At 33.1% G+C, this 22,662-nt stretch carries 18 protein-coding genes; 4 read left to right on the top strand and 14 right to left on the bottom strand.

Annotated features, from left to right (window positions below; all coding sequences use genetic code 11):
• Positions 1-22: 22 nt before the first annotated feature.
• On the bottom strand, positions 23-1,516 hold the full coding sequence (locus tag ACGK9U_RS02085) for a GH3 auxin-responsive promoter family protein (RefSeq protein WP_394464704.1): 1,494 nt from the start codon (positions 1,514-1,516) through the stop codon (positions 23-25).
• Position 1,517: 1 nt separating this feature from the next.
• On the bottom strand, positions 1,518-2,387 hold the full coding sequence (locus ACGK9U_RS02080) for a M23 family metallopeptidase (protein ID WP_394464703.1): 870 nt from the start codon (positions 2,385-2,387) through the stop codon (positions 1,518-1,520).
• A 114-nt stretch (positions 2,388-2,501) separates the two neighbouring features.
• Between ACGK9U_RS02080 and ACGK9U_RS02075 the strand changes: the two genes are divergently transcribed.
• On the top strand, positions 2,502-2,681 hold the full coding sequence (locus ACGK9U_RS02075) for a twin-arginine translocase TatA/TatE family subunit (RefSeq protein ID WP_209652690.1): 180 nt from the start codon (positions 2,502-2,504) through the stop codon (positions 2,679-2,681).
• A 70-nt stretch (positions 2,682-2,751) separates the two neighbouring features.
• Here ACGK9U_RS02075 and ACGK9U_RS02070 read toward each other — a convergent pair whose 3' ends face one another.
• The 4 genes from ACGK9U_RS02070 to ACGK9U_RS02055 form a co-directional block, all read right to left on the bottom strand.
• Positions 2,752-3,759, bottom strand: coding sequence for a DUF4837 family protein (locus ACGK9U_RS02070; protein ID WP_394464702.1), 1,008 nt, complete (start codon positions 3,757-3,759; stop codon positions 2,752-2,754).
• A gap of 23 nt (positions 3,760-3,782) precedes the next feature.
• Positions 3,783-5,309 (bottom strand): LysM peptidoglycan-binding domain-containing protein, encoded by a 1,527-nt coding sequence (locus ACGK9U_RS02065; protein WP_394464701.1) that lies wholly within the window; start codon positions 5,307-5,309, stop codon positions 3,783-3,785.
• 221 nt (positions 5,310-5,530) lie between these two features.
• Positions 5,531-6,718, bottom strand: a complete 1,188-nt coding sequence (locus ACGK9U_RS02060) for a phosphoglycerate kinase (RefSeq protein WP_394464700.1) — start codon at positions 6,716-6,718, stop codon at positions 5,531-5,533.
• Positions 6,719-6,827: 109 nt separating this feature from the next.
• The gene (locus ACGK9U_RS02055) at positions 6,828-7,679 is read right to left on the bottom strand and encodes a T9SS type A sorting domain-containing protein (RefSeq protein ID WP_394464698.1); all 852 of its coding nucleotides are present in this window, start codon (positions 7,677-7,679) and stop codon (positions 6,828-6,830) included.
• Positions 7,680-7,826: 147 nt separating this feature from the next.
• On the opposite strand from ACGK9U_RS02055, the gene ACGK9U_RS02050 reads away from it, so the two are divergent.
• The gene (locus ACGK9U_RS02050) at positions 7,827-8,981 is read left to right on the top strand and encodes an ATP-binding protein (RefSeq protein WP_394464697.1); all 1,155 of its coding nucleotides are present in this window, start codon (positions 7,827-7,829) and stop codon (positions 8,979-8,981) included.
• 9 nt (positions 8,982-8,990) lie between these two features.
• Here ACGK9U_RS02050 and ACGK9U_RS02045 read toward each other — a convergent pair whose 3' ends face one another.
• From ACGK9U_RS02045 to ACGK9U_RS02035, 3 genes are all read right to left on the bottom strand, one after another.
• Entirely contained in the window at positions 8,991-11,300 is a 2,310-nt protein-coding gene (locus ACGK9U_RS02045; RefSeq protein ID WP_394464696.1) for a TonB-dependent receptor domain-containing protein, read from the bottom strand.
• 109 nt (positions 11,301-11,409) lie between these two features.
• The gene (locus ACGK9U_RS02040; protein WP_394464694.1) at positions 11,410-12,351 is read right to left on the bottom strand and encodes a FecR family protein; all 942 of its coding nucleotides are present in this window, start codon (positions 12,349-12,351) and stop codon (positions 11,410-11,412) included.
• A gap of 55 nt (positions 12,352-12,406) precedes the next feature.
• On the bottom strand, positions 12,407-12,919 hold the full coding sequence (locus ACGK9U_RS02035; RefSeq protein WP_394464693.1) for an RNA polymerase sigma factor: 513 nt from the start codon (positions 12,917-12,919) through the stop codon (positions 12,407-12,409).
• 325 nt (positions 12,920-13,244) lie between these two features.
• On the opposite strand from ACGK9U_RS02035, the gene ACGK9U_RS02030 reads away from it, so the two are divergent.
• Entirely contained in the window at positions 13,245-13,385 is a 141-nt protein-coding gene (locus tag ACGK9U_RS02030) for a hypothetical protein (protein WP_394464692.1), read from the top strand.
• Between the two features lie 164 nt (positions 13,386-13,549).
• Here the strand turns inward: ACGK9U_RS02030 and ACGK9U_RS02025 are convergent, their stop codons facing one another.
• The 5 genes from ACGK9U_RS02025 to ACGK9U_RS02005 form a co-directional block, all read right to left on the bottom strand.
• Entirely contained in the window at positions 13,550-14,065 is a 516-nt protein-coding gene (locus ACGK9U_RS02025; protein ID WP_394464691.1) for an OmpH family outer membrane protein, read from the bottom strand.
• Positions 14,066-14,291: 226 nt separating this feature from the next.
• Complete coding sequence (locus tag ACGK9U_RS02020; RefSeq protein ID WP_394464690.1) at positions 14,292-15,152, bottom strand: class I SAM-dependent methyltransferase; 861 nt, start codon at positions 15,150-15,152, stop codon at positions 14,292-14,294.
• A gap of 108 nt (positions 15,153-15,260) precedes the next feature.
• On the bottom strand, positions 15,261-17,132 hold the full coding sequence (gene mnmG, locus ACGK9U_RS02015; RefSeq protein WP_394464689.1) for a tRNA uridine-5-carboxymethylaminomethyl(34) synthesis enzyme MnmG: 1,872 nt from the start codon (positions 17,130-17,132) through the stop codon (positions 15,261-15,263).
• An 84-nt stretch (positions 17,133-17,216) separates the two neighbouring features.
• A complete protein-coding gene (gene ybeY / locus ACGK9U_RS02010; protein WP_394464688.1) occupies positions 17,217-17,627 on the bottom strand; it encodes an rRNA maturation RNase YbeY in 411 nt (136 codons plus the stop codon).
• Entirely contained in the window at positions 17,620-21,009 is a 3,390-nt protein-coding gene (locus ACGK9U_RS02005; RefSeq protein ID WP_394464687.1) for a DUF4175 family protein, read from the bottom strand. Before ACGK9U_RS02005 ends, ybeY begins: the two co-directional genes overlap by 8 nt.
• 90 nt (positions 21,010-21,099) lie before the next feature.
• Here ACGK9U_RS02005 and gltX point away from each other — a divergent pair, with 90 nt between their 5' ends.
• Positions 21,100-22,611: a glutamate--tRNA ligase gene (gene gltX / locus ACGK9U_RS02000; RefSeq protein ID WP_394464686.1), complete on the top strand. Its 1,512-nt coding sequence runs from the start codon at positions 21,100-21,102 to the stop codon at positions 22,609-22,611.
• Positions 22,612-22,662: the final 51 nt, after the last annotated feature.

The raw sequence follows: 22,662 nt of genomic DNA, 5'->3' as shown, positions 1-22,662 counted from the left end.
GCCAAATATACTACTATTTGATTTAATTTGTTTGTGGAAATCCCTCAACTATTTTTCGGTCGTTTGATAATCTTGGAAGCTTGTTTTGTCCACCCAATTTACCTACAGATTTCATATACTCTTGAAAACCGCCTTTTTTCACTTTAGAAATTTTAAGCGGTTGCAAAACCTTTCCTTGAATTAAATCGAAATAATAAATATTTTGCTTTTGAAGCGATTGATCTATTTTTTGGGCTAACGCTGAAATATCTTCTGGCTCGTTTTCAAATTCTACAAACCATTCATGATATGGCAATCCTTCAGACGGATTGATTTGTGGTGCTACCGTAAACTCTGTAACCCTAACATTTGTTCCCAAAACAGCATCTTGCATAGCCTGTTCTACTTCTTTTCCAATAACGTGTTCGCCAAATGCAGAAATGAAGTGTTTGATACGCCCCGAGACTATTAATCGGTATGGTTTTGTAGAAGTAAATTCTACTGTATCTCCAATATTGTATGCCCAAAGTCCAGCATTCGTAGAAATAATCATAACATAATTTACACCAACCTCAACATCTTTAATGGTAATTCGTTTTGGGTTTTCATTAAAAAATTCATCAGCTTTAATAAACTCATAAAAAATGCCTGAGTTTAACTGAAGCAACATCCCTTTTTCATTTTGTTTGTCTTGAAATGCAAGAAAACCTTCACTCGCAGGGTACAGTTCTATACTATCAACTTTTCTTCCAATTAGGTTTTCAAATTTGGCCCGATATGGCTCATAATTTACACCTCCAAAAATAAAAAGGTTGAAATTCTTAAAAACATCGCCTACTTTTTTACCTGTTTTTTGTTGAAGTTTTTCAAAATACATCTGTACCCAAGATGGAATGCCCGAAATGATGGTCATATTCTCTGGAAGCGTTTCCTCAACAATAGCATCTACTTTGGTTTCCCAATCTTCAATACAATTGGTTTCCCATGAAGGCAATCTGTTTTTTTGAAGGTATTTAGGTACATAATGTGCTACAATGCCCGAAAGTCTTCCTAACTGGACCCCATTTTGTTCTTTAAGAATAGGACTTCCTTGAAGGAAAATCATTTTACCATCTACAAACTTGCTGTTTCCGGTTTCGTTAATGTACATCAAAATAGCATTCCTAGCCGCTTCTACATGGTACGGCATACTTTCTTTGGTAATGGGTATGTATTTAGCGCCCGACGTTGTACCAGATGTTTTGGCGAAATAAATAGGTTTACCTTTCCACAAAATATCCGCTTCTCCCGCTACAACACGTTCTACATATGGCTTTAATTCTTCATAATCTCGTATGGGAACACGTTTTACAAAATCTTCATATGAGTTTATGCTTATAAAATCGTGGTCTTTACCAAACTGAGTGCCGGCTGCTTCAGAAATTAGGTTTTGAAACACCTTTTCTTGGGTTTCAAAAGGCTTTTTTGCCCACTTTTGAATGGTATAATGTACCCGTTTTGCAAAAGGTTTTGCTAAAGCCGATTTTAGTGATATCATCTTATTTAAAATCTATAAAGTTTGTTGGGTTTATTGGGTATCCGTCGTTCCAAAGTTCGAAGTGTAAATGCGGGCCCGTAGATAGCTCTCCTGCATTTCCTGCGATGGCAATTACTTCACCTGCTTTAACCAAATCGCCCTGTGTTTTTGTTAACGCTGAATTGTGTTTATAAACCGATATCAATCCATAACTGTGCTCAATAATAACAACATATCCTGTGCTGGCTGTCCATTCGGCAAAAATAACAATACCATCAGCAGTTGCTTTTATAGGTGTGCCTTTTGCTACTACAATATCAACAGCAAAATGCTTGTTTTTTACGTTGTATGATTCGCTTATAGTACCATTTACTGGTGGAAATAACACAAAATTTGATGCCGATGTTGCCGATTCAAACAAGTTGTATTTATCTTCTTTATCTACTTTTTGTCTTAAAAGCGAATCTTCTTCGGTTGGTTTTAAATTTACTTCACTAGCTTCCAATTTAACGGCTTGTATTATGGAATCTCTAGCAAAATCTACTTTGCTTACTTCCCCTTGCAAAACCTTTTTTATGGATTCATAATACCGTTCGTTCATGGTTATTACTTGTTGCAAAGAGTCGGTTTTATAATTTAACGCTGTTGCCTTTTTCTTTAATGAAGCCGAAGAGTACCCCGGTATGTATTCCCTTAGTGGTGTAAAGGCAATAAGTACGGTGGTTGCAACTACTAAAATAATAGCAGATAAAGAGACTAATATAAAAACATTTAAGCGTGTTAACTTAATAGATAAGCGCTCTTCAAACGTATGCTCGTTGAGTATGATTAATCGATACTTATCGAGTAACTTTCGTTTTATCTTCCTTTTTACCGGTTTCTTGGTTTCCATGTAAAACAAAATTAAATAAAATTATTTCAAGACTGGTTGCTTTATGCTAAAGTTATCCTCAAAACGGTTTTATTAAACTTTAATTATTAACTTTGCGTAATAAATTTAGCAATTATGATTTCATTAGGTATATTTCTAGCTATTGGTCCAATGCAAATTGTACTAATTGTTGTGGTAGTTCTATTATTATTTGGAGGAAAGAAAATCCCTGAATTAATGCGAGGTCTTGGTAGTGGTATTAAGGAATTTAAAGATGCCAGTAAGGACGACGACAAAAAAGACGATAAAAAATAGATCTTCTTTTGATATAAAACAAAAAGGACCAACATTGCTGTTGGTCCTTTTTGTTTTATATCATTAGTAATTAATTTATTTTCACCGATTTAATAATGGCTTCAAGTTCTAACATATAGTCTCGCTTTTCAACCGAAGGTGCAAAAGCAAAACCTTCAACTATTACCCATCGTTTATTTATTTTGTCTTCAATAGCATAGTTAATAAACGGTCCACCCATAAAATCTGCTTTTAAATCCCATAATCCTTTGGTTTCAATGGCTGGTTTATTATCTACAATAGTTTCAGATATAAAAGGGGCATAAGAATCTTCTGTCGCCAAATACGATTCAATTTTTTCACCATTCGATTTTATTTCGCCATCTTGTCTTCCTTTTATGTACTCTTTACCAATAGAATCCCTTATCTTTACTATTTGGCTTACTAAACTATCATTTCGTTGAATGGCTGTATAAGGCACTTCAAAAATCATTAAATTGGTGGTTCCTGTAGTAATATCTTTTCTAATCCAGAAGAAATTATCAGTTTCTCTAGCAATTCTATAAACCGATGGAAACTGAATGGTAAGTCCTAATTTTTTTTGAATGGATGTAAAATTATGAGGCGATTTTGCCATTTGTCTGGTACGCTCTGCCATTTCCTCACTTCTGAATGTTTTAACTATTTTTGAAGCATTATTATTTAAGGTTTCAATAATTTGTTCTCTAGATTTTCCTGAAACCACAATTACTTTTTGAGGTTGTGCGTATACGTTGTTTAAAACTTCAAATCCAGTTTCTTTATTAACTTGAATTTTTAAAACGGTTCTGTTTTTGGTAACAAATCCTGAAAAAACCGATGGAGGGATTTGGCTGATAGTAAACATGGGCTCATCTTGTGGTAAGCCATAAATTGGAGCTGTAAGTATGTTTCTAATAGCATCGCCTATGCTGCCATCCCACAATTCATTATCAACAACTACCGATACATTGTTGATACTTCCCGATGAATCTAAAATAATTTTTTTATCAGACGAATCTTTGTCTTTACATGATACAAATAGTGTGAATAGTAAGGCTGAAAAAAGAATTTTTCGCATAATTTCAATTAGTTTTAAGGAACTTAACTCTTAGAAACTTTAAGTTTCATTCCCGGTTTTAATTTACTACCACTAATATCGTTCCAATCTTTGATATTTTGTACAGAAACTCCAGAAAATTTTTGAGAAATACTCCATAATGAGTCGCCACTCTTAACTGTATATATTTTTGAAGTACCAGAAACTGCTTTGGAAGTTGTTGGTTTACTTGTAGAAGCAATTGCCGATGCTTTTGAATTCCGTGGATAAATAGTTAACCTCTGACCAATTTTTATATTATTGCTTCGTAATCCATTCCATTTTTTAATGTCGCTTACCCTTACACTATATTTTCTGGCGATGAGTCCTAGAAACTCTCCAGATCTAACACGATGCGTTGTTTTTGTATCGGCTTCAAAAAACTGAGGCATTGGTTTTTCTCGTTTATCAAATTCAGCCTTGGCCAGTGCATAGATATGCTCTTCATTGGTTACAAAATCTCCAATAACGGTTCTAGGCAAACGCAATGTGTAATTTTCACCTTTTACAACCGGAATAATATCTAATTTATATGAAGGATTTAAAAACTGTAACTCTTCAATTTCCACACCTGTAGCTTCTGATATTTGATCGAGCGTTACCATTTGTTTAACCCGTATGGTATCGGTTTCAAAATAAGCAACTTCGGGTTTTGGTTTCGTAAACCCGTGCTCTTCAGCATATTCAAAAATATACATGGTAGCTAAAAAAGCTGGTAGATAACCTGCCGTTTCACGTGGTAAATTATGCCTGATGTTCCAATAATTTTGATAACCACCAGAACGACGAATGGCTTTGGTAACATTTCCTGGGCCAGAATTATATGCTGCAAGGGCTAAATCCCAATCGCCAAAAATTTCATAAAGTTTAGATAGATATTTTGCTGCGGCTTCGGTAGATTTAATAGGGTCGCTGCGTTCATCTACATAACTGCTTACATCTAACCCGTACATTTTGCCCGTTGTATACATAAACTGCCATAAACCTGTCGCACCTACTCTAGATTTAGCTCTGGGTTTTAATGCCGATTCTACAATAGCTAAATATTTTATTTCAAGTGGTAAATCGTGGTTATCTAATTCACGCTCAAACATGGGAAAATAAAACGCACTTAAATTTATAAGTTTTTGCAAACTCTCTCTTCTGTGTTTTAGATACGACTTAATAACGCTTTCTAAACCGGGATTATACTCTACATTAAAAGGTGTTTTAGCGCTTAATTCAGTTAATCTGGATTTAAGTAATTCTGTTGAAAGTTCAGGGTATTCAACTTCATCAAAAGTAAGTTCAGTAACGGAATTATAAATGGTATCGTAAAGCGAATTGCTGTATAGTTCTTCCAACCATTTTTGGTCAAAATCGGCAGCCAACAAATCATCTTCTACTTTTTGAATTAAAAGACTGTCTTTTTGAGTTTTAATTTGCTTTAAAGTCTCTTTGTTCCCATCTGTAACTTTAAGAGAATCTTTTACTTGCGAAAAACAAATAGCAAAATTAAAAAGGAACAAAATGTTAAAATATCTAAACTTCATAAATCTATTCATTTGGTCATATTGAACGATATTATGGCTAAAATCGTATTTTTTAATTTAAAATAAAAGCTTAATTTGATTTATCTATCAAAAAAACATGTAAAACGTCGGATTTTAATACTTTTTGTCGGATTTTTTGTTTATTTATATGAAAAAAACCACAAATACATAAATATAAAACCATTTGTGTATTTGTGGCAAAATTTATAAAATAGATTTTATTACTCTAAAATCGCTGCAATTCCTGGTAATACAATACCTTCTAAACTTTCTAACATGGCACCTCCACCGGTACTCACGTAACTTACTTTATTTTCAAAACCAAATTGTTTTACAGCAGCAACGGAATCGCCACCACCTACAAGTGAAAATGCACCGTTTTTAGTTGCTTCAGCAATAGAATTACCTAATTCAATCGTTCCGCCAGCAAAACTTTCCATTTCGAAAACTCCAAGAGGTCCATTCCATAGAATAGTTTTACATTGCATAACCACATCGTGAAATTGCTTTCTAGATTTTGGTCCGGCATCTACACCTTCCCAACCATCTGGAATGGCATCAATATCAACAACCTGTGTATTGGCATCGTTACTAAAAGCATCGGCGGCTATCACGTCAACAGGAATGTGTACTTGTACGTTTTTAGCTTTGGCTTGTTTTAAAATTTCTAAAGCTAATTCTTGCTTATCGTCTTCACAAATAGAGTTTCCAATTTTTCCTCCTTGTGCTTTTATAAAAGTGAAAGCCATACCACCTCCAATTATTAAGTGATCCACGGCATCTAATATATTTTCTATAATGGTTATTTTTGAAGATACTTTAGCACCACCAAGTACTGCCAAAACTGGCTTTTCACCATCTTTTAATACTTTGTTGATGCTTTCAATTTCTTGTGCCAATAAATAGCCAAAACATTTACTGTTTGGAAAAAATTCTGCAACAATGGTAGTTGATGCATGCGCTCTATGTGCAGTTCCAAAGGCATCGTTTACATAAATATCGCCTAATTTTGATAATTGTTCTGCAAATGCTTTATCACCAGCTTCTTCTTCTTTGTGGAAACGAAGGTTTTCTAACAATAAAACTTCGCCTGGTTGTAAGTTTGCTGCTGCTGTTTCAGCTTTTTCACCAATACATGCGTCTACAAACTTAACTTCAACACCTAAAATATCTTCAACATTTTTTACAATGTGACGTAATGAAAATTGATCTTGTACACCTTTTGGACGCCCTAAATGCGACATTAAAATACAGCTTCCGCCATCTTCTAAAATTTTAATGATTGTTGGTTTAGCAGACACTATTCTTGTGGCATCTGTTACTTCAAATTGCTCATTTAAAGGCACATTAAAATCTACGCGTATTAATGCTTTTTTATTCTCGAAATTAAAATCGTTAAGGGTTTTCATCTGAAATGTTTTTGTGATTTTTTATGAAACACAAATATAAATGAAGAATCCCAATTACTTATAAAAGCCACTGGGATTCTTTAATAATATATAAAATTTTATGAAATTCTTATTTTTTTATCACTTTAAAAGATTGTGTCATATCTCCAGAAGAGACTCTAGCAATATATATTCCTGTTGGCAAATTCGATAAATTGATTTCAACATCTTTATCTTTAATTTTTCTAGATATTAATTCCTTTCCTAAAACATTGTAAAAGACCACATGGTCTAATGTAACATTTGCTTTCAATTTAATAATATCTGCTGTGGGATTTGGTCCAAACGAAAAGCCGTCAATCACATTATTATTTGCTGAAAGTGTTTCTGTCTTTAATTCGAAACTATCAAAGCCTAAATATTCATTTCCGTTTTGATAAACAACTAGTCGCATTCTAACATAACTTCTTCCAGATGGTACATTAAATGTTACTTCTTCCCATCCTCTTGAATTGAAATTACCGTTTTGTGTCGTTTTGAAAATATCTGCTTTATGATTTGGATTAGCTGGCCAGTTAGTTCCATTATCATACATTAATTCGTAGTACATGTAATCGCCTTTGTCTAAACCAACATAATGTACTCTAAACGAAATTTCCGCACCTAAACCATTTAGATTAAAAGTATCGAACGTAAGTATATGCTCTGGTGAAGCTAATCCTGTTATGGTTTGAGAATATTCATTATCTAAATCACGACCAGCTAAATACGTCGATCCAGAAAAAGCACTAGGAATTCTACCATTCGCTCCTGCCCATTCTTTCCAGAGATCAGCACCATTGTTCTGAGAGTAAAAAGAAATATTAGAAGTATACCCCCAATTGTCGTTCGTTGATTTATCAAAACTTTGTTTTGCAACTTGAGCCTGAGAAATAAACATGCTCAGAACAAATATGTATGGTAATAAAGTAGTTTTTATCATGATTCTAATTGTAAATAATTAAAAACGAATAGATTAATGAGGGACTCAAATCTATAATAAAATTGAAATAACCCATATAAAATTCGATGATTAACGATTTAATTAGTCTTACTACGTGAACATCAATAAATCTGTTATATTTGTTTCATGTTATTTTCGGAAATTTTAGGGCAAGAGCATATAAAAAAGCATCTAACGCAAAGTGCTAATAATGGTAGAGTCCCTCATGCACAATTGTTTGTGGGTCCCGAGGGTTGTGGCACATTGCCCATTGCTATTGCTTACGCACAATATTTGTTGTGCAGCAACACCAATGGGGAAAATAATACGGGCAATGAAGCTTGTAATTTGAAATTCAACAACTTTTCGCACCCCGATTTGCATTTTGCATTTCCGGTTACCACCAGTGATAAAGCTAAAAGCCACCCTGTTTCTAGTCATTATTTAAAGGAATGGCGCCAACTTTTGAAAGAACAACCTTATGGAAATTTGTTCGATTGGTACAAGTTGCTTGGTGTTGATAACAAACAAGGGCAAATTGGTGTTGATGAAGCACAGGATATTGTAAAAGCACTATCGTTAAAAGCCTACGAAGGTGGTTATAAAGTGATGCTGATTTGGATGGCTGAAAAAATGAACACTGCCGCCGCCAACAAACTTTTAAAACTTATTGAGGAACCACCAAATAATACTGTTTTTATTTTAATTGCTGAAGATGAAGAGCAGATAATTAATACGATACGTTCACGTTGTCAAGTGTTGCATTTTCCTCTTTTGGCTGAAAATGTTATTAAGGACGCTTTAATTAAACAATATACTTTAGATCCTTTAACGGCAACTAAAATTGCACATCAGGCCAATGGGAATTACAATAAAGCTTGCGATTTGGTATATCAAGATTCTGAAGATATTCAGTTTGAAACTTGGTTTGTTTTCTGGATACGGAGTGCTTTTAAAGCTAAAGGAAATAAAGCCGCTATTCATGATTTGATTTCCTGGAGTGAAGATATTTCTAAAACCGGACGCGAAACCCAAAAGCAATTCCTTAGTTTTTGTTTAGACTTTTTCAGACAAGCCTTATTGCTAAACTATAATGCCGCCGATTTGGTTTACTTTGAGCCTAAAACAGACACTTTTAAGCTAGAAAACTTTGCGCCATTTGTTCATAATAATAATATTTTAGAAATAAGTAACGAACTTCAAGATGCCATTTATCATATAGAGAGAAATGGTAATTCGAAAATCATATTAACCGATTTATCAATTAAATTAACACGATTGCTTCATAAAAAATCGGCTTGAAGGCTTTTACTAAAACTCAACCCTAAACACTAAATTAGGTGTGATTCCTAAAGATGACTTATTAATTTCACGAAGCCTTTCGGCATCACTTGCTGCCCCTTGTCGTATTTCATAAGTTCTACTTAAAATGTTCTCTCGATTATAAATATTCAATAAGGACAAACCTATTTTACCTTTCCATTTACTGTTTTCAGATAAATTAAATTTATAGGTTGTTGAAATATCAAGTCTGTGATAATCTGGAAGTCGACTGCCATTTGTTTTATCGAAATCAATAACAAAGCCTTCAGTCGTATCTGTAATGCCATTTGCCTTTGTATATGGAATTCCTGTTCTAATATTCCACCCTAGCGAAACATTAAAATTTTTCCAATCATACGTATGAGACCATGTTAAATGGTGGGTAATATCTGAGTTTCCAGAAAACGAATTTCCCCCATTAATATTATTAAAAGTAAATTCGTTTTCGGTAATTGAATAACTTAACCAAGTACGATAATCTTTAATTTTCTTGTTAATAAGTACATCTAAACCTATGACGTCACTTTTTCCTTCAGAAAAAAGTTGGCCTATGTTATCAAATCCAAGGGTTAATGATGTTAAACCTTCTATCTTTTTATAATACCCCTCAATATCTATGTTCCATCCATTTTTATTAAAAATAAAACCAGAGGTTAATTGAAAACTTTTTAATAAAGGAGCTTCGTTCCCATCAGATAACACCCAAATCTGGTTCTCTAATCCGAATTCTTGGGTATTAAACTCAAGAACTTGACTCACAGCCTGATGCAAAATCTCAACAGAAGCCTTGAATTTTAAATTTTTATACAACTTAGATTCAAATTGAATTCTTGGCTCAACAAAAGCTTTATCTAACACCGAAAAATAATTAGCTCTGATTCCCAAATTTAAAAGCCATCTGTCTGCTTTTTTTAATTTAAAATCAGAATATACAGCGTGTAAATTATTTGTTTCTTCATTAGACTCATTATAATTATCTTCAGGTGCTTCACTATCTTCAAATGCTAATTTGAAATTAACCTTGTTAGATGAAAACTGATAACCAAAGCCCAAGCTTGAAGATTCGTTTAAACTCCAATCTGTATCAAAAGAAAAGCCTAAATCCTCAATAACATTACTTTTACTCAATTGATCGCTAAATTCATCCGGAATTGAATTAAATCCAACATACTCCAAATCATAATTAGAATAATAAACACTTAGCGCATGTGAAAATACATTACTGTAATTGTGACTCCAATTTAAACTTGCCCCTTGATTTTCAATATCTAATTTATCTTGAGAAGCTTCATCGAATTCTTCAATTAAAAACCCATAATCCAACTTGTTTTTTGTGAACAAACTACTAACAGAAATCTTATTATTTGGGCTAGGTTTTAAAATCGCCTTTAATGTAAAATCTGTAAAGTAAAATAAATCCTTTGTCGTAGTAACCTCATCACCTTCTTGTAGTACGTTTCCATTTGAAATTTTTGTTTCTTGAAAGACTCTTTTTGATAAATTTTTGAACGTTTCGGTATTAAACGCATCTGTTATAGAGCGTCTTGCCGAAGCCATAATCACGGCGTTTTGATTTAATGGTGTCTTTAAATAGGCATCGGCATGTGTCATGTTAAAGCCCATTCCGCCTTCTAAAGTCTCTGGAATATTATTGTCTGAAGCAATATCTATGACGCCCGATATTCTGTTTCCATACCGAGCTTTTGTGCCATTTTTATAGAGTTTAATCTCTTCCGTTATATAAGGATTAAATGCAGATATGGTTCCAAAAAAATGTCCTGAATGGTACATTTTTATGCCATCCCATAGAATAAGATTTTGATCTGGCGTTCCACCACGAATATATAACCCAGAAGCTGTTTCTGTTGGACTTTGAACTCCAGGTATTAATTGAATACTTTGCAAAACGTCGGGCTCAGTTAACCCAGGAATAATGCCTAAAGCTTTTGGTGAAAGGGATATGGATGCATCATCACTTTTTTTTCTTATTCCCGAAGTAATGTATTCTTTTATTAGCACCTCTTCTAAATGTTGGGTGTTTGACAGGTTTATGTTTGATTGTTTTTTTATAATATAATACCTGTTAGATACTTTCGTGAAGTTAATACTAGCCTGTGCTTCCAAGGCACTTAAAATTTCTTCTAAACTAGCCTCTTCAATCTGAAATGTTATCAATCGATTGTTTACTATATCGGAATTAAAAGAAAATTTAACTTTAAATGTCTTTTCAATATCAATTAAAACATCACTTAACTGTAGTTCGGAATAATTAACAGGTGTCTTTTGCTGAGACATCATGCATAAAGAAACTAAAAAAATGAATAGTGTTATTCTAAATTTCAATTTATTCAATATTAAATCAAATCCCTGCTAAATTTAGGGTAAAAAAACTAAAATAAATATTTAATTAATTTTTGTTCTTTGAATTAACAAGAATTATTTGATTATTACCATTAGATGAGTAGGATATTTCCATAGGGACAAAAACGGTTTTAAGTGCAAGATTGAGGTCTTTATGAGTAAAACCTCCAGTAAAGCGCTTACTTAAATCTATGTTTGACGTGTCAAAATGAATATTATATTGGTTTTCTATTGATAATAAGACTTGTGAAATAGGCGTATTCATGAAGGTACTTTCACCAAGTACCCAGTTTGGTTCATCAATTAAAATAAAACCCCATTCTTCTGCTGTTTTATTAAGAATTCTAATGGCTTTTCCTGGCAAAAGAATGGCTTCTTTGTTTGCTGTTAAACTTTCAACTCTAACTTTTCCTTCTAAACATTGAACTTCAAAATAATCGTTTCTGGAAATAACATTAAATTCAGTTCCTAAAACTTCAACAATACCTTGTTGAGTCAAGACTTTGAATTTTGCTCCTTTTTCAACATCAAAAAAGGCTTCACCATTTAAATTAAGAACCCGATTGTTATCCCAATTTCTAGATTTAAAATCTAATTGAGAATTTGCGTTTAATTGAACTTTAGAGTCGTCCGGAAGTACGACAGCCAATTGCTCACTAAAACTTGTTTCGAAATGCTTGTTAGTATTTAAATAATAAAACAAACCAAATGCTAAAACAATAGATGCGGCAACACCATAAACCCAAGTAGGTATAAGTTTTATAACAGTGGGTGCTTTGTCTTGTTGCTTGGTATTTATTTTAGTTTTTAGGCTGTTAAACAATGCTTCACTATTATATGATGGGGTTTCAAGTAATTGGGAGGCTTCGTTTATTTTGTTTAGGGCTTGATAGTCTTTTGAATTTTTAAAATCGTTGAGTTCCTCTGGAGTTAATTCTCCAGAAATCCATCGTGCTAAAAAAGTGCTATCTTTAAAATGGTTTTCCATATTGTAATAGTTCAATCATATATATAAAACAATTAATTTTGGTTTTACCCTACTTTTATATATTTCCAAGTTGTTCTCTTAATGTGCTCAAAGCTTGACTCATTCGCTTTTCAACTGCTTTCACAGAGATTCCAATAATCTCAGAAATTTCAGGATATTTCTTTTTATCTATTCTACTTAATAAAAAAACTTCACGCTGTTTCTCTGGAAGATTTGCAATTGCATCTTTCAATTTTTTCATGAATTGTTGCTCTTCTAAAAGAAATTCTGGGGTTTCAATAGTTTTATCTTCAGGAAGGTGAACCATGTGCTGTAAAACAATTTTTTTATGCGCTACTTCGTTTAAAAAAAGATTTCGGGCTACTGTAAATAAAAAAGATTTAGCTTTTGTTAAGATGACTTTAGCACAGTTATCCCATAATTTAATAAAAGCATCTTGCACAATGTCTTCGGCTTGCTGAATATCACCACACTTATAATACACAAAATTCCTCAAGGTTTTGGAATGCGTATTGAAAAGGAATTCATAAGTTTTCTGATTACAAACAGATTTGTTTTCTTCAGTCATAATGACATTTAAATGCAATACTAAGCTTTAAAATTAAATAAAATAAAATAAAATTAGATAAAAAAGTAGGGTGTTTTGTTTTCTAACTGTTATACTTATAACTGGAATACTAAATGTGCCCCCATTTAATTTCTAGTTACTTGCCCCAAGCCCCAAATCTACATGTTGCTTACCTACTATTTTAATGAGAGTGAAAAAAAATTATTTATGTAACGTAAATGATTTTAATAAACAGATGAAATACATCTGAAGGTTTAGTTAGCTAATTTGCGTCGAAGCAAGCCCCCAATCTGTAAGACTTTGTCGCAAATTTGCAAACTAAATTATGACAAATAAACTGACACCACCTTTAGAAGCTAAAGGAAGTGATAATCCTTTAAATATTATAAAATTTAATAACAAGAAAATTGTGATTCAATCTGAAAGAATTACATATAACTTGTTGAAAACAAACAACTTAAAATAAAATGTAGTTCATAATATTAAACGATACTTTAAAAGAGAATGAGGGTTCTAGCTTTTATTGTTCCCCTGCTAAATTAAATTAGTAGGGGTTTTTTATGTCATATATTTATAAAAAAAGTCCAGATAGCTCTTATCTGGACTTGAAATATATCAACTAATAAATGACTATTTTTTATACTCTTTATTTAAGCCTTCTAAAATAACTTTAGTTAAATCGTTATCCTCAGTACCATACATAACTGTAGCAGCTGCATCGCTTGTTCCTAAAATATAAGTGTATCCGTTCTTTTTTCCGTATTCTTTAACGTGTTTTTTAACTTTACTAATTACAGAATCTATTTCTGTTTGAAAGTTTTGTTGTAATTCTTGTTGCTCCATTTGCATTTTTTGTTGCAACAATTGTTGTTTTTGTTGTAAACCGCCCATTAACTCTTGAGCTTTTGCTTGAGATGATTTTTGAGCTGTTAATTGTGTTTCTTGAACTTCTAATTGAAATTCTTTCCCAACACTATCAGCTTTTTTTCTAAAAGCTTCTTCTGCTGCTTGATACTTTGCTTCAACATCTTTTTTCTCTTGATAATCGTTTATAACGGTACCATTATCTACAAATCCAATTTTTGCTTGTTTTTGGCAAGAAGTAAATGCCAACGCTAATACTACAACGTAAAATATGTTTTTCATTTTTTTAAATTTATAAGTCGAACAAAAGTAATAAAGTAAAGTAGAAGTTAGAGTAAAATTTGTTTGATTTTAATATATAGCTATTATTTATAGTTAGCATAAGATTTATAACAATATCTTATTAAAAACAAGCTCCATATCTGCGTTTAAATCGATTTTTAAAATTCCGGAAGGCAATTGCTTCTTTTTGTGCTTAAAAACGGTTTTAAAGCCTTAAAATTCGATTTTAGCTGTTTTTAATGACATAAATTAACGAAGAAGCTTCTTTTGTCGATAAGGATTTTAAATTTGAACGCATTCCAACCCAAAAACCTTTTAAAAAATTCATTTTACCGTTTTTATATTTTTCAGAAAGAAGGCTTACATAAAACGCATCAAAATACATAGGTTTGGTTTTTATTACTTCCATAGACATTTTTGATACCAATTTTGAAACGGAATCTCTATTAAAATGCCAAAGATGTCTGGGCACATCAAAAGCTGCCCAAAATTCTTTATAATATTCTGCATCGTAACTTTTATAATTTGGTACTGCAATTATTAAAGTGCCGTTAGGTTTTAAAAGTTTTTTAAAAGTTTGAACTTGTTCCTCTAAATTTGGTAAATGCTCCAATACATGCCAAAGAGTAATAACATCAAAACTTTCGGGTTCGAATTTTAAAAGCTTATTGGTATTGTAAACCGCATTATCGGTTTTTATGTTTGCAATTAAACGAGCTTCATCATTTGGTTCAATACCAAAAACACTCCAATGGTTCTTTTTTGCTTCCAGTAAAAAATCTCCTGTTCCACAACCTATATCTAAAAGCGATTTTTCTGCTGAAGCAAAACCATTAATCAATTTCAGTTTTTGTTTTAATGAAATTTTTCTAACCAAGTGGTAAGCATACTCAAACAGATTTCGTTTAGAATCGGTATGCGAAATATAATCTTCACTTTTATAATATTCGGGCAGTTTATCAGCAGAAGGCTGTGGCAAGGTTTCTAAAAAACCATATTCCATATTTTCGAACAGCTCAAAACTTTCACCAGAAACCGAATGATCTTTTACTTTTAAGAAAGGTGATTTTAGATTTTCTTTTGTCACGAATTCACGAATATTTATTCAAATTTTCAGACGTTCCACGTGGAACGTCTGAAATAATAGTTAGTTTTTAATAGATTTAAAATATTAGATTCCTGCTTTCGCAGGAATTTATCTTCCCATATAAACCAACAATACAGAAATATCATTAGGAGAAACACCACTAATTCTTGAAGCTTGAGATACCGTTGTTGGTTGTATTTTTTTAAGTTTTTCACGGGCTTCAAAACTCATGGATTTGATTTGAGAATAATCAAAATTCTCTGGTATTTTAACGTATTCTAACCTACTTAATTTATCGGCGTTGTTCTTTTCTTTAGAAATATAGCCTGAATATTTAATTTGAATTTCCGCCTGTTCCACCACTTCATTATCTAGATTATTATCTTTGATATATGCCTCAACAGATTCGAATTGACGCATATCGTCAATCGTAATATTAGGCCTGGAAAAAATTTTAAACATCTTATCTGATTGTTTAATAGGTGATGATTCTTTAGCTTCCAAAACTGGATTTGCGTCTTCTGGTTTTACACTTGTTTCAGCAAAAAACTTGACAAACTTTTCAGCTTCCTTGTGCTTTTGTTCCATTCTTCGTAAACGCTTTTCGCTAGCCAAACCTATTTCAAAACCTTTAGGCGTTAATCTTAAATCGGCATTATCTTGGCGCAACAAAGTTCTATACTCTGCTCTAGAGGTAAACATTCTATAAGGTTCTTCAGTACCTTTGGTAATTAAATCATCTATCAAAACACCTATATAAGCTTCATCTCTTTTTAAGGTGAAGGCTTCTTTTTCTTGAACTTTTAAACTCGCATTGATGCCTGCCATCAAACCTTGAGATGCCGCTTCTTCATAACCAGTAGTCCCATTAATTTGACCAGCAAAATACAAACCTTCTACAAGTTTGGTTTCTAGCGTATGTTTTAATTGCGTAGGCGGAAAATAATCGTATTCAATCGCATAACCGGGTCTAAAAAACTTGACGTTTTCAAAACCAACTACTGAACGCAATGCTTTAAACTGCACATCTTCGGGAAGAGAAGTAGAAAAACCATTTACATAAACTTCGCACGTGTTCCACCCTTCCGGCTCTACAAATAATTGATGTCTGTCTTTATCCGCAAAACGATTAATTTTATCTTCAATAGATGGACAATAACGCGGTCCTAAACTTTTTATTCGACCGTTGAACATAGGCGATCTATCAAAACCTTCACGAAGCAAATCGTGTACCAATTCACTGGTATAAGTCATGTGACAAGAACGCTGATTTTGGAGCGGTTTGGTAACATCTAAATATGAAAACTTTTCTGGGTTTTCATCACCAGGTTGCTCTATCATTTTTGAATAATCTAAAGAACGCCCGTCAACCCGTGGCGGTGTTCCTGTTTTCATTCTGCCAGATTCAAAGCCTAAACTTACTAGCTGCTCAGTAATACCAGTGGCTGCTTTTTCACCGGCTCTACCTCCACCAAAATTCTTATCGCCAATATGTATCAATCCATTTAAAAAAGTACCGTTAGTTAATACTACAGACTTCCCTTTTATCTCTACACCTAATGATGTTTTTACACCAACAACTTTATTGCTTTTTACCAACAAACCAGAAACCATTTCTTGGTAAAAATCTAAATTTGGTGTTCCTTCCAATAGCAATCTCCAGTCTTCAGCAAAACGCATTCGGTCACTTTGCACTCTAGGACTCCACATAGCAGGCCCCTTAGATTTGTTAAGCATTTTAAACTGTATTGCAGAGGTATCGGACACTATGCCCGAATAACCGCCAAGAGCATCAATTTCTCGAACAATTTGCCCTTTAGCAATACCTCCCATGGCAGGATTACAGGACATTTGAGCAATGTTCTGAAGATTCATTGTAATAAGTAATGTCTTGCTTCCCATGTTGGCAGCAGCGGCAGCAGCTTCGCTTCCTGCGTGACCAGCACCAACGACTATAACATCATAAACATCATTAAACATAACTATATTTTTTTGTATGTTCCACGTGGAACAATGTAATTTTTTAAATTTTGAATTTGCAAATATACACTGATTTGCTGAATATTAAACAAGTTGTTTTAAGTAGTGGTTTTCCTTTTCGCGCATCAGCTTTTCATCAGCTTCCAACTTATCTTTATATCCACAATAATGCAACACGCCATGAACGATAACGCGGTTCAGCTCCTCATGGAAAGCAACATTAAAGTCTTTAGCGTTATCTACTACTCTTTCAACTGAAATGAAAATATCGCCCTGTATATTTTTTCCGACCGAATAATCAAAGCTAATGATATCGGTTAAAGTATCGTGATTTAAAAATTCAACATTCAATTTATGCAAATATTCATCGTCACAAAAGATGTAATTGACCTCTTCCAAAACACAACCTTCTGCTTTGATAACATCGGAAATCCAGGAACCAATACGCTGCTCGTTCTCTAATAAAAACTTTGTTTCGTAATTAAAATTAATCATTATATTGCTTAAAATACTCTTGAACTTTTTTCTTGTAAACTGGCTGCAAAGGTAGTGTTTGTTTGTTCAATATTTCAGTAGTGTTAAAATATTGCTTAGCAGTAGGTATTTGGTTGTTCGTATTGTTATCGAAGTTCTTATTGTTCGTTTGAGATTCACGCTTATTATCTTCACCTTGTTGAAAGGATGCATTCTCCATTTTTAATAATTGATGCTTTAGATCCATCATCTTTTGAAGCGTTTGATTCGTAAACCCTTTGTTCAATAAGTCCAATTCAACCTCCTCAATTTTTCTAAGCAATGAGGATGCGTTACCAGAAATCCCCTCCTTAGCTAGCTTTTCTTCTAAAGCATTTCGCAACTGCTGCTGCTCTTGATAAATTTGATACAACAAACCATTTAACTCTTCATTGTTTCCTTCGCCTTCACCACCATTCTTATTGCCATTCTTGTCTTGCCCTGGCTTATTTCCATTCTTACCTTTGTCCCCTTCCTTACCCTTTTCGCCTTCTTTTTTTCCTTCTCCTTCGTCCTTTGGCTTGCCGTCTTCACCTTTTTTTAAACCTTCTTCCATCATTTTGTTAAGCTGCTCTTGGCTCATAATAATATCAGGAAGTTGCATTTCACCTTTCCCTCCTTTACCAGGAGACATATTCAAACTCTCTTGCATATTATCCAACACATCACTTAAAAAATTTGATAAATTATTGGCAGCTGTAATGGTGAATTGCTGATTGGAAACCCCTTGGTAGATTTGGTTTTCAGCAAACAAACCTAATGCTTTATCTATATTATAATACACATCTGTAATTTGCTTATTAACTTCTTCTGAAAGTTTTGGTTGGCGTAGTGATAAAGCAAATAAACTGTCATCGATATGCTCAAAATGTTCTCGTAAACTGTTTTGCTTTTTTAACAAAGAAGCATACTTATTATGGTTTTCCTCTACGGTTAGAAACTGCTTCATAAGCTTTTCTTCATCGAACGAAAAAAGCAAAACATTGTCTAAAACCTGACGGAGCATTTCAACATCTTCTTGCATTTGTTCACCACCTCCAGCTTGCATAGCACTTTGCATTTGCTGGCTTAATTTCTTCATTTTTTGAGCTGCCTTTTTCTGGCTTTGCTGTGCATTCTTTTTGTTTTGATTGTTATTGGAGGAAGGATTGCTTTCCTCTTTTTTCAATTCATCTAAAGCCTTTTGTTGCTCTTTCTTAATTTCGTTTTCCTCTAACTTATCTTGCGGGATTTCAATAGGTTTTTTTAAAGCTTCGCCTTCCTTCTTTAAATTGTCCAATTGCTTTTGAAATTCTTCAAAATCCTTATTCAATTCATCTTGCTTTTCTTTAGTGTTTTTGTCTTCTGGTACATTAGATAGTTTTTCTTGGTTTTTGGCAAGTTGTTCCAAATCATCAGTAAGTTTATCTAATTTCTTTTCAACATAAAAACGTTTGGTCAATTCTAAAAGCTGCTCTAAACTACGCTTCTTATTCTTGTTTTGTTTTGCAAGTTCATCAAGCTTTTTTGTTAGCTCTTCTTTATTGATTTTATCCTGAAGCTTCTGTAGCTCTTCTAAAAGCTTTTCATCTTGTTTTAGCTGCTCTTCGTTGGCCTTTAAACGTTCTTTTAAATCTTCTTTAAATTGGTCTTTTTCTTTGTTTTCATTTTCGAACTCTTCCAAATTGTCCTTAAGCTTTTTGTTGAAATTTTTCATCATTTCATCTTGCTGCTTCTGACGTTGTAAAAAAGTTTCCAGTTTCTTTTTATCATTAAAATTTAGATTCGATTTTTCCTTTTGGGTTTTCGATAACTCTTCCAATTGTTTCTCTTGTTCATCAAACTTCTTTAAAGATTTATTGAAATCTTTAATAGATTCACTTTGTGCATTCAACTGTTTGGCGACTTCTTCCTCTTTTGTGCGCTTTCTATAGGTGAACACATTACTTTTAGAGCTTTTATACTTGTTAACTTCATCATTATCAAATATTTGAAAATATAATTCATACGAAACGCCTTCTTTAACCATCAAATTATTAGGAAAAGCAGTAATAAACTCTGAAACATTGGAATTTGAAACATTAATGGGTTCTACTTTCTTTTGGGTTTCATCTTCTGAAGGATAATAAACCAACTGCAATTTGCTAAAGCCATAATCATCACTTACCTGCCCATGGAAATAAAGTGTTTGCAAATCAAGGCTGTCGGTCTTAACTTTTAAATTGATATTTGGGTATTCATCTTTTACCACATTCAAATTAAAAGATAAGGTCTCATAATTTTTTAACTGATTGTTACTGGTGCTTAAACTGTACTGCAAATTATTGAAAACACGTTTTGAGGTTTCAAAAACACCATCATTTTCCGTAGAAAAATTCAAGGTGTCTTTTGTAAACAACTGCACTTTTTTGGTTGCTTTTGTTCTTAAACGCCAAGTAATATAAGTGCCTTCTGGTATGATGGCATTTCCTGTGCTTTTTAAAACTTCGTCTTTCTTTTTGGTGTAGTTTGGATAATCCAAAAACATTTCAAAACTTAATAAAGATGGCACTTCTACTACTTCAATGGTATATGGTTTGGAAGTAACATTGTTTGAAGTGAGTTGAAATTCTATAGCTTCTTTAGGTTGGGAAAACACATATTCAAACTCCCCAATACCTGTTTGCTTTAAAAAATAGGTTTCTTTGTTATAAATTATTTCAGCATTCTCAGGAATAACATCGCCCGCAGTTTTAACTATCAGTTTAAAATCTTTGCTTTCTATAGCATTCAAATGATCATTCACTACAAAAAATTGAAACGGTGCTGGTGGCTCATAAGCCGTTTTGTAATGTGTTACACGTTCTAAACTAGCACTAAACCAATTCGTACTCCCGAAAACAAAAGTGGCCAAAAGAATTAAAACAGGTATAGCTGCATATTTTAAATACTGAAGATTCCTTTTAAAATTAACAGCCAACTTAAACGGAATTGGATTAAGTTCTAACGATTTTTGTTCAATACTCGCCAAAAGCAATTCTGATTGTAATGGGTTTTGATGCAGCTGCAGAACATTCAATAATTTATCATTAACTTCAGGAAAATGCTGCCCTATTATTTTTGATGCATCTTCATAATTAATCCCCTTCTGAAGTTTAAAAAGTTTCGCTAATGGAATAAAAATAAATTTGATGAGCAAGCCGAGTTCCACCAGCACAAACAACCAAAACAACAAGGTTCTTGCCGTTGTGTTCAACCATAAAACATGTTCTATAAACAGGGTGAATAAAAAATACAACAAGCCAATGGCGAAAAATAAAATAGCACCTTTAAGCAACTCATTAGTATAATACCTTCTAATGAATGCTTCTAATTTGTTTTGTATATTTTTAAAATTGCTTTGCATCTGTATAATTAACCTACTAAACTACAATTTTATTTTTTACAGCGTTTATAATTATGTGTTAATTGTATCTTTGCAGCAAAATTACAAAACATGACTAAAAAAGTTCGTGTGCGTTTTGCACCAAGCCCAACAGGACCACTTCATATAGGTGGGGTTCGTACGGCGTTATTCAACTATTTATTTGCTAAAAAACATCAAGGTACTTTTATTTTAAGAATTGAAGATACCGACCAAAACCGATACGTTGAAGGTGCCGAGCAATACATTATTGATGCCTTAAATTGGTGCGGTATTCCGTTTGATGAAGGTATTGATAAAAAGGAAAAATTTGGTCCGTACAGACAAAGCGAACGCAAACATTTGTACAAACAATATGCTGATGAATTAATTGCATCAGGCAACGCCTATTACGCTTTTGACACGGCTGAAGATTTGGATTTTCACAGAACAGACCACGAATCCAAAGGAAAAACCTTTATTTACAACTGGCACAACCGCTTGAAATTAAGCAATTCGTTATCGCTCAGCGCGGAAGAAGTACAAGTAAAATTGAACGCAGGCGATGAATATGTTATACGTTTTAAAAGTCCGCAAGACGAAACTCTGCACCTAAAAGATATCATACGTGGTGATATTAAAATCGACACCAACGTTTTAGACGATAAAGTTTTATTTAAAAGTGATGGTATGCCCACCTACCATTTAGCAAACATTGTAGACGACCATTTGATGGAAATTACACATGTGATTCGTGGTGAAGAATGGTTACCAAGTTTAGCATTACACTACCAATTATACAAAGCCTTTGGTTGGGAAACTCCTGAATTTGCACATTTACCATTAATTTTAAAACCAACAGGAAAAGGAAAATTAAGCAAACGTGATGGCGATAAATTAGGTTTTCCTGTATTTCCTTTACAATGGTCCGATCCTGTTACCTATGAAGTTTCTAGAGGCTATAAAGAAGATGGTTATTTTCCGGAAGCCATGATAAACTTTTTGGCATTCTTAGGATGGAACCCAGGAACCGAACAAGAGATTTTCAGTTTAGACGAATTGATAGCTGCATTTGAATTAGAGCGTGTAAACAAATCTGGCGCACGTTTTGATCCAGATAAAATTAAATGGTTTAACCACCACTACATGCAAGAGCAAAGTAATGATGCTTTGGCAGAAGCTTTTAAAAATGAGCGTACAGAATTAGCCGATATTGACGTTAATTACATTGCGCTTGTTGTTGGCATGGTTAAAGAACGTGCAACGTTTATATCAGATTTTTGGGAGTTGAGCTCTTACTTTTTTGAAGCGCCAAAATCGTACGACGAAAAAGCTACCAAAAAAGCAATAAAAGATAATACAGCGGATATAATGGCTTCAATAAAAGCGATTATAAACGGTATTGACGATTTTTCAACAGAAACTCTGCAAACAGAAATTAAAGGCTGGATAACCGCTAATAATATTGGTTTTGGGCAAGTAATGATGCCTTTACGAATTGCATTGGTTGGTGCTTTACAAGGACCCGATGTTTTTGATATTATGTTTTTGATTGGAAAAGCTGAAACTGTTAAGCGTATTGAAAAAAAGATATCAACTATTTAATAGCTACGAATACACTAATAAATGCAAAAAACAAGAACTGTCATGCTTTAA

This window comes from Mariniflexile sp. HNIBRBA6329 (assembly GCF_043558645.1).
In the GTDB taxonomy this organism is placed as follows: domain Bacteria; phylum Bacteroidota; class Bacteroidia; order Flavobacteriales; family Flavobacteriaceae; genus Mariniflexile.
The sequence above is the reverse complement of the archived record's forward strand: the minus strand, read 5'-3'. Positions and strand labels throughout refer to the sequence as shown.